At 35.5% G+C, this 15,278-nt stretch carries 15 protein-coding genes; 6 read left to right on the plus strand and 9 right to left on the minus strand.

What is annotated here, in order from left to right; all coding sequences use genetic code 11:
* Positions 1 to 135: 135 nt before the first annotated feature.
* Both MLC52_RS09380 and MLC52_RS09385 read left to right on the plus strand, forming a co-directional pair.
* Positions 136 to 786 carry a hypothetical protein gene (locus MLC52_RS09380; protein ID WP_151899786.1) on the plus strand — a complete coding sequence of 217 codons (651 nt, stop codon included), beginning with the start codon at positions 136 to 138 and terminating at the stop codon, positions 784 to 786.
* Positions 777 to 1,514: a hypothetical protein gene (locus MLC52_RS09385; protein ID WP_418640584.1), complete on the plus strand. Its 738-nt coding sequence runs from the start codon at positions 777 to 779 to the stop codon at positions 1,512 to 1,514. Before MLC52_RS09380 ends, MLC52_RS09385 begins: the two co-directional genes overlap by 10 nt.
* On the opposite strand, the gene MLC52_RS09390 is transcribed toward MLC52_RS09385, so the two are convergent.
* The 9 genes from MLC52_RS09390 to MLC52_RS09430 form a co-directional block, all read right to left on the minus strand.
* Positions 1,498 to 3,999 (minus strand): bifunctional diguanylate cyclase/phosphodiesterase, encoded by a 2,502-nt coding sequence (locus MLC52_RS09390; RefSeq protein WP_434580159.1) that lies wholly within the window; start codon positions 3,997 to 3,999, stop codon positions 1,498 to 1,500. The two genes, MLC52_RS09385 and MLC52_RS09390, sit on opposite strands and share 17 nt — an antisense overlap.
* Positions 4,000 to 4,073: 74 nt before the next feature.
* Positions 4,074 to 4,490 (minus strand): Holliday junction resolvase RuvX, encoded by a 417-nt coding sequence (gene ruvX, locus MLC52_RS09395; RefSeq protein ID WP_434580161.1) that lies wholly within the window; start codon positions 4,488 to 4,490, stop codon positions 4,074 to 4,076.
* A gap of 2 nt (positions 4,491 to 4,492) precedes the next feature.
* Positions 4,493 to 5,830, minus strand: coding sequence for a tRNA uridine-5-carboxymethylaminomethyl(34) synthesis GTPase MnmE (gene mnmE, locus MLC52_RS09400; protein ID WP_434580163.1), 1,338 nt, complete (start codon positions 5,828 to 5,830; stop codon positions 4,493 to 4,495).
* Between the two features lie 3 nt (positions 5,831 to 5,833).
* On the minus strand, positions 5,834 to 6,706 hold the full coding sequence (locus tag MLC52_RS09405; RefSeq protein ID WP_434580165.1) for a Jag N-terminal domain-containing protein: 873 nt from the start codon (positions 6,704 to 6,706) through the stop codon (positions 5,834 to 5,836).
* Positions 6,706 to 8,316 (minus strand): membrane protein insertase YidC, encoded by a 1,611-nt coding sequence (yidC, locus tag MLC52_RS09410; protein WP_434580167.1) that lies wholly within the window; start codon positions 8,314 to 8,316, stop codon positions 6,706 to 6,708. Before yidC ends, MLC52_RS09405 begins: the two co-directional genes overlap by 1 nt.
* Before the next feature lie 3 nt (positions 8,317 to 8,319).
* Positions 8,320 to 8,643 carry a membrane protein insertion efficiency factor YidD gene (gene yidD, locus MLC52_RS09415; RefSeq protein ID WP_434580169.1) on the minus strand — a complete coding sequence of 108 codons (324 nt, stop codon included), beginning with the start codon at positions 8,641 to 8,643 and terminating at the stop codon, positions 8,320 to 8,322.
* Positions 8,624 to 8,962: a ribonuclease P protein component gene (rnpA, locus tag MLC52_RS09420; RefSeq protein ID WP_418641414.1), complete on the minus strand. Its 339-nt coding sequence runs from the start codon at positions 8,960 to 8,962 to the stop codon at positions 8,624 to 8,626. The genes yidD and rnpA overlap by 20 nt, the downstream gene beginning before the upstream one ends.
* Positions 8,950 to 9,084, minus strand: coding sequence for a 50S ribosomal protein L34 (gene rpmH / locus MLC52_RS09425; RefSeq protein ID WP_013327469.1), 135 nt, complete (start codon positions 9,082 to 9,084; stop codon positions 8,950 to 8,952). Before rpmH ends, rnpA begins: the two co-directional genes overlap by 13 nt.
* Positions 9,085 to 9,153: 69 nt before the next feature.
* Entirely contained in the window at positions 9,154 to 11,730 is a 2,577-nt protein-coding gene (locus MLC52_RS09430) for an ATP-dependent Clp protease ATP-binding subunit (RefSeq protein ID WP_346389872.1), read from the minus strand.
* Between the two features lie 556 nt (positions 11,731 to 12,286).
* Between MLC52_RS09430 and MLC52_RS09435 the strand changes: the two genes are divergently transcribed.
* The 4 genes from MLC52_RS09435 (at position 12,287) to MLC52_RS09450 (ending at position 15,214) form a co-directional block, all read left to right on the plus strand.
* Positions 12,287 to 13,123, plus strand: a complete 837-nt coding sequence (locus MLC52_RS09435) for a DUF2806 domain-containing protein (protein WP_346389871.1) — start codon at positions 12,287 to 12,289, stop codon at positions 13,121 to 13,123.
* Between the two features lie 42 nt (positions 13,124 to 13,165).
* Positions 13,166 to 14,422 carry a hypothetical protein gene (locus MLC52_RS09440; RefSeq protein ID WP_346389870.1) on the plus strand — a complete coding sequence of 419 codons (1,257 nt, stop codon included), beginning with the start codon at positions 13,166 to 13,168 and terminating at the stop codon, positions 14,420 to 14,422.
* A gap of 145 nt (positions 14,423 to 14,567) precedes the next feature.
* Positions 14,568 to 14,816, plus strand: a complete 249-nt coding sequence (locus MLC52_RS09445; protein WP_346389869.1) for a hypothetical protein — start codon at positions 14,568 to 14,570, stop codon at positions 14,814 to 14,816.
* A complete protein-coding gene (locus tag MLC52_RS09450; protein WP_346389868.1) occupies positions 14,816 to 15,214 on the plus strand; it encodes a PIN domain-containing protein in 399 nt (132 codons plus the stop codon). The genes MLC52_RS09445 and MLC52_RS09450 overlap by 1 nt, the downstream gene beginning before the upstream one ends.
* The last annotated feature ends 64 nt before the right edge of the window (positions 15,215 to 15,278 follow it).

Here is a 15,278-nt window from a genome sequence, read left to right on the forward strand (position 1 = left end):
GGTATATCCCTTGAAAAATTTGTCGCATTATACTCTATTAATAGTAAAACTTTTATTATACTAAACTTATAACTTCTGTTAAATTATCTGAGTTAATCTCATACTCTGTATAATATGAAAAAATTTGGAGAAAAAATGAAAAAATTCAACCTTTTTAATGAAATCATTACAGTTGATAAATCGGAACTGCTTAAAGCAATAAACTCTGCAAAAGAGTACGGCATCAATATAGACGGAGCAATAAAATATGCGCCTTTTAACGAAACAGAAATCCTCATTTATCAGGGCAGGCATACACCTCTGCCGATGAATGCACTCTCATCGGCAAAAACACCTTCTCTTGCAGAAATATTTGGTAACAATTATCAAATCACCGAAAATGAACAGCAGGTACTTATAAAAGCATTTTCCAATTGGCAGGAGTTGATTAGAGTGAATACACCCCGTGCCTCCTATGATGATACAACAGGCGACGGTGTTGACAAATTTGCCGATGAAACACTTGAAGAGATAGGCTGGAATGCAACAGAATTTGACATAAACTACAGAACGCTTGTTGATATCCTTGAAAAAGAGTGTGAGGGAACACTGCTGTGCATAGAACAGGAAGATCCGTATAAATTCAGCGGACTGGGTTTTTTGGATGATAACACACATGCAAAAGAAATTCTTTTTTCCTACTGTCAAAATGAGATTAAAAAATTAATGAGCGAAAATCCTTTATATACAACAGAGAAACTTACTGACGATGAAAAAGAAGCAGCTGAGTATTTCAAATGTCTTTAAACAAACAAAAAATTACTATAGAGTATAAATACAGAGGATCAATAGAGTTTCCAGATACTCCTGAAGCGAAAGATATTTTTTTTAAAACAAAACAGGCCTATGCGAATCATGAAAAAATGAGCATAAACCTTCTGTTTTGTGATGCAAAACTGGCAAAATTAAAAAAGTATCAAAAAGGCGGCGCAGAAAAAGAGCTGCTGAACCTGGATTTTTATATAAACCTGGGTGAAATTCTGGGTTTTCCCACAAATGACGCCCAACAGTTAAAAAAGCGTATTCAAATTATCAACGACACGGCACATTCAAGTTTCAATATTACAAAAAGGCTCAAACTTATCAACAAAAAACAAAAATCACAGGCCAAACAAAGTTATCTTTTTTGGGATATAGAAAATTTTTCAAGTATTGCCTCGATTTTCAATGATATTATCGAGCCTTACAAAATTTCTGATACCAATATTTTTTTAGCAGCAAACCCTGATTCCCTCTATCTTAAACGAGCGGAATGGGAGGCAAATTTATATGATTACGGCAAAACACTCAACTCATTTAATTTTATAAAGTGTGATCATGGAAAAAATGTGGCAGATGATGTTTTACTGCAGAATTTTCAAGATGCCGGATTAAAAAATACAAATGTCTTTATTTTGACTTTTGACAGAGAATTAAAAGAACGTTTCAGCGAAATAACCCATCCAAGTAATAATCTTTTCATAATGGCTCAATAAGCTTTTCCTGTGGTTCGCCAAGGTAATACCCTTGCGCATATTCTATACCAATTTCTCTGACAACATCCAACACCTCGGCAGAGTGCACAAACTCTGCTATGACTTTTTTCCCAAGTTTTTTTGCAAATACCACAATTGTTTCGACAATCAAGCGCGAATTTTGATCCTGATGAATATTTTTAATCAGCGAACCGTCTATTTTCATATAATCACATGAAATACTTGTCATATATTGAAAATTGGCAAATCCGCTTCCAAAATCATCAATGGCAATAGATGCGCCTGATGCATAGACTTCTTTTGTAAAATCGTTTACGATATTTTCGTTCGTATACTCCTGTGTTTCCAGAATTTCTATTGTTAACTGCTTTGCAATATTATACTCTTTGATTTTTTCAAAAAGAAAATTTCGCATTTTTTCGCTGAATATGTCACTGAAGGAGAGATTGATGCTAAAGTCCAAACCGTTGCCGGCAAAAAAAGAAAATGTTTTTTCTATCATAATTTCGGTTATTCGAGGGTAGAGCCTTATTTTTTCACTAATTTCAAGAAAAAAATAGGGAGAAAGAATTTTTCCATCAGCTTTTCTCAGGCGTACAAGTGCTTCATATTTTTCAATTTTTCCTGTTTTTATACTAAAAATAGGCTGATAGTACGGAATAATGTCATCATTCTCTATCGCTCTTTTAATCTCATTTGCCATTTGCAGATTTGACTCATATTTTTTTGCAAGTTCTAAAGATTTATTGAAAATCAAATAGGGTTTGTGCGCTTTTTTCGCAGCTTTAAGCACCATATCGGCATTAGCCAGACCGGTTTTTTTCTCATTGATATATGCTGCTGAAACAGTCACCGAAACATGAATAACCTGATCTTTTACCAAAAACTCTTTTTGTTCTATATTACTTATAAGCTGTTGAATGGTATTTTCAATAACAGTATAGGTTTGTTCTTTATTTGAAATAATGGCAAACTCATCCGAAGGTAACTTAAATAACTCCATTCCCTCACGTTTTGTAAATTCATGTAAATATTGCGACATTTTCACCAACACAGTATCGCCTACCGCATGCCCGTAAAAATCATTTATAGTAGTAAAATCATCAATATTTACCAAAAAAACTGTTTCACCCACACACTCATCTATCCTGTGAAGCAGACTCAATCTGTTTGGCATCTCTGTCAATTTATCAAAATATGCCTGTTTGTAGATAAACTCCGCACTTCTTTGCACTCTTTTTTCAAGTTCGGCATTTAACTCAGCCAACTCCTGCGATACGCTGTTTGCAAGGTTTGCAAGGGCATATTCTGTACTCACTGCGAAATCTTTTTTGTGTATAACACTTTTTCTGTGAACACTCTCGAGTGTTTTATTGCTTTCGCTTAGACCAAGCAGAGTAATGGATTCATTAAGCAAATCACTTTTTTGATTAGAAAAAAATTCTCCATAAGTAAAAAAACCGCTTATGTCGCCAAGCGTAGAGAGTCCTTCTAATTCATACTCTATATATTTTTCCATAAAACGTCTTCTTGCCATACAGGAGTAAACAAATACGGCTTCGGGTTGAAATTGAAGTCTGTCAAATATTTTATCCAGCTGATATTCACCGCTTTTTAGCAGATTATCAACATTGCCTACACCAAAACGGACTTTCTCACCCTCGTCAAGATTGCCGGCAAAGGTCAACGAACCGTCTTCGTGTTTAAACAGTACTGCCCTGCCTATGTTCACCCCGTCTTTTTCAAATATAAGTGGAAATTCTATACCGATTTTAGGAAGATTTTGAGCCAGTTCTTTGCCCATATATTTTGCATACATATCTACGGCGCTTATACCGTCTATTTCATATACTCTGTTTTTAACTGCTTTTGTAATTGTAAGCTTCTTGCCTATAGGTGTCCAGTCAAAACTGTAGTGGGTAAAAACATTCAATGCATCAGAATTCAAAGTAACACCGACTGCTCCATTCTCAGTAATATGCTTATTGTTAAATACAAAAGTTTTTTTGAGTTCTCCGTTGTCACCGGCCAACCCGCCTGAAACTACGATGTTTGGATTAATACTGTTAATGCCCTTTAGGAACTCTTCCCCGTTTGTGTGGAGTCCGTCAGCAAAACTGATGAGTGCTTTTGTATTGGGACGAAGAATTTTTCTTAATAATTTTTTACCGCAGATATAGCTCATTTGTGTAGAATCGGCATGCTCAACAAGGATAGCCTTCAACTCTGTCTTTTCAAATTTCGTAAAGGTTACAACATGCTTTGATGCAATATAAATATCTGTATTGTGCAAGGCACCATCTGTTGTTGTCCCGATAATCGTAGTCTGGGGATAAGTTGTTGCAAAATAGTTTTGTATCTCTTTTATCTCTTGTAGATTATTATTTGCACAAAATATTTGTATAAGTGTTTTAGAGTCTGAAGCAAAAGGCTTCATTTTTTTTAATTCTGATATATTCTGAAACGTTATAGTTTTATTTAACATAGTTATATTGTAGTAAACTGAAGCTTTAATATCATTGATACCATAGCAAAGCAGTAGGAATATTGCTGTGAATGTTAAGATATCTCAGGGGTTTTAGAGGTGCCTTTAAGTTGTAAAAATCTTTGTAAAATAATCATTGCTGAAAGTGAGTCCACTCGACCATCGCGGATATATTTTATTTTACCTTTCATCATCTGCTCCGCTTCAAGTGAGCTGCCGGCTTCATCCTGATAAAAGATTTCTCCCTCAAAAGCAACCAGATTCATAAAATGTTCAATACGTCTGCGCATCTCATCTTCACTGCTCCCGCCCAGAGGAATGCCTATGACAACCGCATCAGCTTCCCACTCTTTTATGGCTTTTTTTACTTCCAGTGAAGCCTGGTTGCGGTTTTTTCTTATAATGGCGGGAAGAGGTGTAACGATCTCTTTATGTGCTGAATATGCCAATCCGATACGTTTGAGCCCCAAATCTATTGCAATATATTTCAAAACTATTTACCCAGACAAAAAGAGCCGAACATTTTATCAAGCATTTCATCATTTTCAAACGGACGGGTAATGCCTGCCATTGCCTTTACAGCTTCATTGAGATGAAAAGAAAATATTTCCAATTCCTGATCCTTGAGCGGTTCAAAAGCCTCTTGTATATTTTGCATTGTCGCTTCAACTGCAGAAATTTGACGCTCAGAGATAAGCATAATCTCATCACTTACATTGTTTGAGTCCATAATTTCTTCAAGCTTTTTAACCAAAGCCGTCACATCACTCTTGGAATTCAATGCCAAATCAAAAGCCAAACCCGGCAAGTCAAATTTTTCTTCCAGGTCTATTTTATTTTTAACAACAAGTATCTCTTTTTTTTCTTTGTTTGAGGCAATAAGTTTTACTATTTCTTTGTCTTGTGCATCTGCAACGCGCGAAGCATCAAACAAAGCTATAACAATATCACTTTCACGGATTGCCTCAAGGCTACGCTGTATTCCAATACGCTCTATTTCATCGTTTGATTCACGAATACCGGCAGTATCTACAATTCGTATAAGATGTGTGCCTATTCTGACCTGTTCTTCTATTGTATCCCGTGTTGTGCCGGCTATATCACTGACTATCGCACGGTTATAATTAAGCAGGGCATTCAAGAGTGAACTTTTACCAACATTTGGCTTCCCGATAATAGCCACCTTAAACCCTTGCATCAATCCCTCTCTTGACTTTGAGGCAATAAGGGTTTTTTCGAGCAGTGTATAGAGTTCCTCTAGTTTTGATTCTATCTGTGCTACCAAATCCTGAGGCAAGTCTTCTTCTGCATAATCTATAGTAACCTCACTGTATGCCAGAATATGAATAATCTCATCTCTGACCTGCTCTATAAATTCTTTCAAAGAACCTTTCATCTGAGAAGCCAAAATTTTTGCCGCATCTTCACTTTTGGCTTCTATAAGCTGTGCTATGGCTTCTGCTTCACTCAAGTCAATTCTTCCGTTTAGAAAAGCCCGTTTTGAAAATTCACCGGCATTGGCAAGACGTGCCCCTGCTTTGAGTGTTGCTCTGAGAATACTCTGTGCAACTATAAAACCGCCGTGACACTGTATCTCTACAACATCCTCAGCAGTAAAAGAGTATGGTCCCTGAAAGTAAATAACTATCGCTTCATCAATAAGCTCATTTTCATTATTGTAAATATTTGTGAGTGTGGCATGTCTGGGGATGAAATTCTCTTTACATGTAAGCTGTTTTGCTATTGTCAGAGCTTTTTCACCACTCAGACGAATAATAGCAATAGAGCCAATGCCATTTGCTGTTGCAATGGCAGCTATAGTTTCATTCATAGTCTAGTTGTTGTGATAATCATTAATGATTATGTATTTCAGACCGTCTTTTGTAGAACGGATAACTACGTATTTGTCCGGATACCGTTCACGCAACTCTTTGAGTGCAATTTGTACCAGTACACCGTCAAGTATTTTTGTCTGTGCCCGTCCGTCTCTGTCAATATTTTCATAAACATTTGTTAGGTATCTCCCAACCGACTCTTCCTGGTTTTTTAAAAACTCTGCTATCTCAAGACGTATTTGCAAACCATATTTTGTATTAATCCAATTAAACAGCATATAAGAGAGCGCCTTGTATCTATAGCCCTCTTTTCCTATAAGAAGTGCTGCATCTTCACCCTTAAACTCAACCAAAAGTGTTTCTTTGTCATAGGCTGAAACTTCAACTTTTTCTATGTCAAAACAGATAAGAGCAAAGAGTTGGTTAATGTCTTTTTTAACCTCTGTAACAATTGTTTCTATATTTGGAGTATCGCTCACTTCTTCTATTGCTATGTCATCATATTCATCATCATAGTCTGCTGTATATGCAAGCCCACTCGCCAAATCTTCTTCGAGTTCATCTTCATCCTGATCACTTACAAATGACGTAGGCATAATTGTATCGTTGAGCATTGTATGCTGTTGTATATCATCATTTGTATCCGGCAAAATTTCCGGAGCCTTTTGAGGAGTCTTTTGCGGTTCTTTTTCTTCTTTGGAAATCTCATTTTTTATTGTTGCAACTATTATGGCTTTCTTTTTAAAAAAGCCTAAAAAGCCACTGCTTGGAGCCTGTACAACTTCAACAGCCAGCTGCGTTACAGAGCAGTCCAGTGCAGTGGCTGCATCTTTGAATGCACCTTCCAGGGTTACTGCCTCAATCTTAATCATTACTTTTTCTCACTGCTTTTTTCAATTGCCGCTTTTGCATCTTTGGCATTTTTGAACTGCTGATTTACAATATACTGCTGTGCAATTGAGAACAGGTTGTTTGTAAACCAGTACAGCACCAATCCCGAAGGAAAAGTTACAAAGAAAAATGTAAATATGACAGGAAGATATTTGAATACTTTTTCCTGCATAGGGTCTGTAAAGTTGTTTGGTGTCATACGTTGCTGTAAAAACATAGACGCACCCATTAAAATCGGCAGCACATAGTACGGATCCATACGGGACAGATCGTTAATCCACAGAATCCATGGCGCACCCTGCAGTTCAACAGCATTCAAAAGTGTTCTGTAAAGCGCGAAAAACACAGGAATCTGCAATATCATAGGGAGACATCCGCCCAATGGGTTGGCACCGTGTTTTTTATACATCTCCATCGTAGCCGCATTGAGACGTTGCGGATCTTTTTTGTACTTTTCTTTGAGCTCTTTGAGTTTCGGTGCCAGTTCTTTCATTTTTTGCATAGAAACCATACCTTTGTATGTCAAAGGATAAAGTACAATTCTGATAATTGCCGTCAATGCAATAATAGCCCATCCCCAGTTTCCAAAAATTCCGTGTAACCAGGAAAGCAGTGCAAAAAGAGGTTTGGCAGCAAAAGTAAACCAGCCGTACTCTATAGCATTTGTCAGCATCGGATCAATCGCTTTAAGGACTTTATGCTCTTTTGGTCCGATGTATCCGTGTATGTTCTCTTCTTTGCCTGCTTCAAAGTAGACAACAGGGTTGTCATCTTTTCCGCGTTCAACGATGACATTCGTATCTTTTTTAAATCCATAGAGTATAATCGCAGTGTACTGGTCAAATGATGATGCAAGTTTTACACCCTGAAATACTTTTCTGCCCTCGGCATCACCGTCTTCAATAATATGCACAACATCATCATCTGTATAGATGAGTGCACCGGCAACTGCCATAAGCTTTTTGGAAACCTGAGGTCTGTCTCCCAGATAAACATAATATCTGACATCCTGCGATGTAGATATTTTTGCATCATAATGCCCATCTGCATAAAATGTCAGTACTTTTGTAACGGTAAGATTTGACAACTTTTGTGTCAGCGTAACAGTAACCGGCTTGTCGGATAGCTCCACACTGCTTACATTTGCACTATATGCCACTTTTGTAGCTTCATCATTAACAGCATCATCACTGAAACGGATATAAAGCGGTTTCGTTCCAAATTCCGGAATAACCTGTGCGTGCAGATTGTCATCATTTCGGAACTTTTCTTCAAGCAACTCTTTTGAAGAGATACGTCCGAGCGTGTCAATTTTTAAGATAAAATTCTTGTTTGTAATTGTAACGATGGTATTGGATATGCTTTTATCTGCTTTTTCTAACTCAGATACAGCATGTCCTGACGCCTCTTCTACTCGTGATGCAACATCTTTGTTCTGTGTATCTGTTAAAGACGCAGCATTTTCTGTTTTAGCATTCTCTGCTACCTTTTGTTCTTTTGGCGGAAATATCGCAGTATAGCCTACGAAAAAAATTATTGACAATAGTACGGCGACTATCAGTCTTTGGTTTGGTGACATTTTGTCTAACACAAATTACCCTTTATATAAAAAATTTTTTATGATGTAATAGCGGTTTTTTTTATTTGGAACCAACCAATATTTTACAGTATCAATTTCAAGTTTAGCGGGCTCTAAAGAGAGTTTGTCCAGGAGTGGATACTCTATTCCGCCGTCAAAAAATTGATTGCAACGTAGTATTCTAGTAAAAGAGTGGTAAAAAGCACTTGAAATTGAATTATTTTCGAAATTTATACGTGCATATTCGCTACATGTAGGATAATAGCGGCATGATCCATAGCCGATAAGTGTAAAAAATTTCTGATAGAACCATAAAAGCTTAAGTAAAAGTTTTCGCACGGGTTAATACTTTATGGAAATCATTGGTGAGTTTTTCAAATGGTGCGTCAAAGATTGCCGCTTTTGCAACAAATACATAGATACCATCTTTTAGTGAATAGGAGTACTCACAAAAAAGCGCACGAAGACGACGCTTCGCCCGATTACGCTTTACCGCATTGCCAAGTTTTTTGGTGGCGGTAAAACCTACTTTGCGTACTCCTGGTTGAGGAAGGAAAAAGAGGACAACACTCTGAGAATGCTGGTTTTTTCCTTTGTTGTAAACATATTGAAACTCTTTATGGAGTTTCAGTGTGTTGAATCCGCCTATACTGTCAATTTTTTACGACCTTTGGCACGACGACGATTAATGATGTTACGACCATTTTTAGTAGCCATTCTGGCTCTAAAACCGTGTGTTCGCTTTCTAGGTGTATTGTGTGGCTGGTATGTTCTTTTCATTCGACATATCCTTATCTGATTTAAGTTCGGAAGTTTACAAAAACTTTACTTAAAGCGTGGTTAAGATTCTTAAGAAACCTTAACTTCCACCTCACCGTTTACAACGGTAAATTCAACATGAGAGCCCTCTTTCACTGTACCTTCAAGAATCAAGTCAGCCAAACGGTCTTCCACAATTTCGTACAATGCTCGTTTGAGCGGACGTGCTCCGTATACAGGATCAAATCCGGCTTCTGCAATATACTCTTTTGCCTCTTCACTTAAAGAAAGTTCAATATTTCTCTCTTTAACTTTGTTGACAATCTCGTTAAAGAATATATCGACAATCCCTTTAATTTGTTCTTTGCCAAGCGCATTAAAGATTACCACTTCATCAAGTCTGTTCAAAAATTCAGGCTTAAAGGCTTTTTTGAGTTCGGCCATAACCATGCCTTCAAGTTCAGGACTTCCTGAATGAGTGATAATTTTGTCACTTGCAATATTTGATGTCAGGATGATAATAGTATTGCTAAAATCAACCGTAACACCTTTGTTGTCTGTCAAACGCCCGTCATCAAGCACCTGAAGAAGCATATTGAACACATCAGGATGTGCCTTTTCCACTTCATCAAAAAGTACAACAGAATAAGGTTTTCTTCTTACAGCCTCTGTAAGCTGTCCTCCCTCTTCATAGCCGACATATCCAGGAGCTGCACCCACCAAGCGTGACACAGCATGTTTCTCCATATATTCACTCATATCAATTCTAATGAGCGCATCCTCAGAGTCAAACAAGAACTTTGCCAAAGTTTTTGCAGTCTGTGTTTTACCGACACCTGTAGGCCCAAGGAACATAAAACTGCCTATAGGTCTGTTCTTATCACTCAGACCTGCTTTGTTGCGTTTAATAGCACGAGCAACAGCATGCGTCGCCTGTGACTGTCCTACAACTGTTTCATTCAGCACATCTTCCACATGCAGGATTTTGTCTTTCTCGCTTTGCAGCATTTTATTTACAGGAATACCTGTCCATCTGCTGACAATAGAAGCAATTGATTCTTCATCAACAGAATTTTTCAAGAGAGTTCCCTCTGCCTGCATTCTGTTCCACTGCTCATTTAAGGCTTTTTCTTCTTCAATGAGTTTTGGAATTTCTCCATACTCAATTTCTGCAGCACGGTTAAATTCAGAACGGCTTTTTGCAAGCTCTGCTTCACGGCGTTTTGCTTCTATTTCAGCTTTAATAGCTGAGATTTTTTCAAACACCTCTTTTTCTGTTTGGAACTGAGACTCAAGTTTTCTTACTTTTTCTTCAATATCAGCCAACTCTTTTTCTATCTCTTCAAGTCGCTTTTTATTCGCAGGTGTCTCTTCCATCTTCAGTGCTTCTTTTTCAACCATAAGCTCTGAGAGCTTGCGTTTTGCAGCACTCAGTTCATTTGGTTCAGACTCTATTTGCATTTTGAGTTCCGCTGCTGCTTCATCGATCAGATCGATCGCTTTATCCGGCAAGAATCTGTCTGCTATATATCTGTCAGAGAGTTTTGCCGCAGCGACCAATGCACTGTCTGCAATACTGACATTATGGTGAGCTTCCAATCTCTCTTTGATTCCGCGAAGAATCTGCAGTGACTGGTTTACACTTGGTTCATCCACAGCGATCGGCAGGAAACGACGTTGCAATGCAGCATCTTTTTCAAAATATTTTCTGTACTCTTTGAGCGTCGTTGCACCGATTGTATGTAATTCTCCACGGGCAAGCGCAGGTTTCAGGATGTTTGCCGCATCCATTGAACCCTCTGATGCTCCGGCACCGACTATAGTATGAATTTCGTCAATAAACAGAATAATATTCCCGTTTTCTTTGACTTCATCTATAACCGCTTTGAGTCTGTCTTCAAACTCACCACGGTATTTTGCACCGGCGATCAATGCCGACATATCAAGCGCAACCACACGCTTGTTCTGTAAAGAAGTTGGAACATTGCCACTTTGAATTCTCTGTGCAAGTCCTTCAACCAGTGCTGTTTTACCAACCCCAGGCTCTCCTAGAAGCATTGGGTTGTTTTTCGTTTTACGGATCAGAATCTGCATTGTTCGCGCTATCTCTTCATCACGTCCGATAACCGGTGCGAGTTTTCCCTCCGCTGCTTCTTTTGTCAAGTCAATACCATACTTGGAAAGTGCTTCTAATGTTTCATCCGCTGTTTGCGAATCAATTTTCGCACCGCCGCGAGCTGCTTCAAGCTCTTTGCTCAACTGCATGACATCAACATATTTTGGCAGTATTGTTGAAAACGGCTCTGTATTTAAGTTTGCCAATATATATGTATCTACAGCAAGATAAGAATCTCCGTTTTTTGTCATCAGACCTATACCGTTTTCAAGTGTTCGTACAAAATCCTGGGAAAGTTTGATATTTTCTTTTGTCACACTTGAAGATTTTGGCAGTTTTTCTGCCATACTTTTAATATCTAATTCCATTGCGACTTTATCTATACCCAACTTGTTAAACATTTGGTTCAGTACAGAATCCGAATTTGTTAAAAGTGCCCACAAAAAGTGTACCGGTGTCACTTCCTGATTTTTGTTATGTAAAGCTAAAGACAACGCACTCTCAATCGCCTCTGTCATATTATGTGTTAGTTTCTCAAAAATGTTATTCATCTCTCAATCCTTTTTTTTTATTTATGCTGAAAGTATACCTTTTTGCAAAATATCATTTTGCTACTTTAGTTGCAAAGCGTTACAATTATACCGACCTGAGTCTTTATTTGTCAAGGAAGTTAAACAAAATCATTCATTAGATTTTTTAGCACTCATAATAATCTCTCCTACCTAAAGGAACAAACACTTTGTTCAAATATTAGTCAATTCAGCAATAAAAGCACACTTTATTTTTAAGCATAACAGTCATTATTTTTATAAATCATCAAAAACATGACAAACCACAATAAATTTTCCAATAAACTAACATTATTGGTGTTTATTTATTTTTTAATATATGAGTCATTTGTGTTATAATGTTCGTTGATAGAATAGTTATCCGCTCACTGCGTGACCGGATAACGGGGGCACGGGTTGAACACCCGCTAGTCATCTGTCGCACAGCGCCAGATAACAAGCGGGAGGAATGAGCAACAACATCAGAAAATAAATTTTCAGATGTCGCCGTCATTCACCCGCGCCCCCGTTATACGAAGTAAATAAAAGGTAATATATTTTGGAAATAAAAGATTTAACAGGATTAAGTAAACCACTTACGAAACTTGTAGAAGTTGCAAGTAAAGGAATTGGGACACTATACAAACCTCGTGCTATTAGGAAAGAAGCAGATGCTGAAGCAAAAAAAATTCTTATTGAAGGTGAAGCAAAATTAGAATTACTTTCAAGAGTTCAAAATAGAGTTGTTAATCAGGAAATAAATCGCCAAATTAATCTTGAAGAAATTATAGAAAAATCAATTCCTCATTTAGATGAAAATGTTACAGATGAAGAAGTTGATGATGATTGGAGAATGAGATTTTTTCAAAAAGCACAAGATGTATCTAGTGATGAGATGCAAGAAATTTGGTCTCAAATTCTTGCAAATGAAGTATCAAAACCAGGAAGAATTAGCTTAAGAACATTGGAAGTTGTTTCTAATATTTCAAAAAATGAAGCAGAAATTTTTCAAACAGCATGTTCATTAACAAGTAATAATACTTCAATATACAAATTTAAAAATCAAACTGCATTTGATAAATTTGGTTTAACATATAGTCAAATTATTTTGTTAAGAGATGCTGGGCTAATTTATGATAATGATAATTTGGTTAGCATATTAAAAAAGATTCCTCAAATCAACATTACCATATGGCATTTGGGAGATAAGATATACCAAATTACAGATAGTAAAAATCCAAACAGAGAAGAATATAGATTTGAACAAATAAAATTAACAGTTGCAGGTGAAGAATTGTGTAGGCTTTTAAATATAAAAAAGAATACTCAATATACAGAAGAAATGATAAAAGAAAAATCAGAAGAAGGTTTAGAAATTAAAGAAGTACAAACATAACAAGTACGAGGAGACCAATAATTTACCCTAGCGGAAAAATTATTGCTCACGAAAACCGTTGGGTACAAAGGAGTAATTATTAATTATTTAGAAAAGCCTTTTGAAGAGTATACAAGACATTTTGCTGAAATATTTGTTGGAACAAAGTCAGTAAAAAAAACAAAAATGAAATGTCTTTTATGGTTTCCAAAAGATATTGGCGAAGAGCCACATTTTTATTTACTTATTGAAGATTACAAAGAGTATAAGTATTTTCAGCAATTACTTAAAAAACATCTTAATACTATAAATATAAAAATCAATATAACAACCTTAGAAGGTACACCTTATCAATGTCATATAATAAAAAAAGCATCTTTTTCAAATTCACAAATGACAATTATCGCAGAAGATTGGTATGAAGCTTTTGTTAAATATAATTTTCCAAAATATGCATTAACCCAAACTACACAAGATGAATTACAGGAAAGCAAATTTTGTTTTTTTATATCAGAAAGTAAATTATTATCCTCAAATGTCTCTACAATAAAACATTTTACAGGTGAAGTTCAAAGAAGTATAAATTCTAGTATCCAAATTAGAGAAGAAGTATTGCATTTAGGTATAGAGTCTATAATTACTGATAAATATATTGGATTAAAAAGCTCAAATATACTAGAAATAATTCCTAATTCACCTATTAACTCATTGATGGCATTTTATAAAAATATTCAACCTATCGCTGATTTGATATTAGTTTTAACATCATTTGCTGAAAGACGTAGATTAAATTGGTATAAATGTGAAGGTTCAATAGGTACAAATTATATTGAAAATTATCATACTAGAATTTCTTTTTATAAAGATGAAAGAACAGTAAGGTTGATTAGTAAACCTGCTTTTGAAAGATTTTTGAAAAATAGTTTACAAAATATTGAATTGAAAAATATTAAATATATTACAAAGCTGTTACTATCATATCTTTCAGGCATAGACTACTCAGTTAATGCAAAAATAATTCTCTGGAATTCAATTCTTGAAAAAGTATTAAAAAATAATTTTCAAAAGAAGAAAGATGCATTAAAAGAGGAACTTATCAAGCAGATGAATATATTTGTATTTGATTTATCACCAATACAAGATTTAATTGATATAAGAAATACTATTGCACATGGTGATGATGTAAAAACAGATAAATTATTTCAACTATCTGATGAATGGCAAATCTTAATTGAACGAGTTTTATTACGAGAATTAAAATGGGATAGTTTATCTAAAACTGATGTACATTTAGATGAGATAAAGCCATATGGATTATAGTCGAAATACCCAACAAAACCTCGTAACCAATAAATTACCTAGCGGCAATTTATCGGCTATCTTCAACCGTTAATGGAATTAAATATTTTTATCTTTACAAATTTATATTATTATTGTACAATATTGTAAAGATAAAGGATTGACTATGAAAAGAGCAGTTAACTTAAGATTAGAAGAAAGTGTGATTATGACACTGAATCAATTAACAGAAGAATTAGATACAACCAAAACAGAAGTAATAGAAAAAGCCATAATCTTTTTTTCAAAACAAAATAATTTAAAGCATAATCAATTATTACAGTTTGCAGGTAAATTAAAAAGTAATGATGCTGATACTATGTTGCAAAGTATTACTGAAGATAAGAATTCTAAAGACTTTGAGTTAAACCTTTAATGAAAAAATATTTAATTGATAGTGATATATTAATATATTTTTTAAAAGGGAAACAAGAAGTTGTTCAAATGCTATCTCAAATTCCAATAGATGATTTATATATTTCGAGAATAAATTATACTGAATTGATTTATGGTGCATACAACTCTTCAAAAATCAATCAAAATTTAAAAATTATAGAGCCCTTTTTAGAAAATTTTAAAATATTAGAATTCACTCAAGCATCAAGTTTAGTTTTTGCAAAAGAAAAAGCTAGATTGAAAAAAAATGGCAATATAATTGCTGACATGGATTTAATGATAGCAAGTATAGCTATTGCTAATGATTGTACTCTCATTAGTAATAATATTAAGCACTTTGACAGAATACAAAACCTAGAACTTAAACCAAAGCTATAACAAGTACGAGGATCCCTAAACGTGCCGCTCAGCTTCGCCGTTTATATGAGTCCTTTTTTCTCCT

It is taken from the genome of Sulfurimonas sp. NW15 (assembly GCF_051132285.1).
Classification (GTDB): Bacteria; Campylobacterota; Campylobacteria; order Campylobacterales; family Sulfurimonadaceae; genus Sulfurimonas; species Sulfurimonas hydrogeniphila.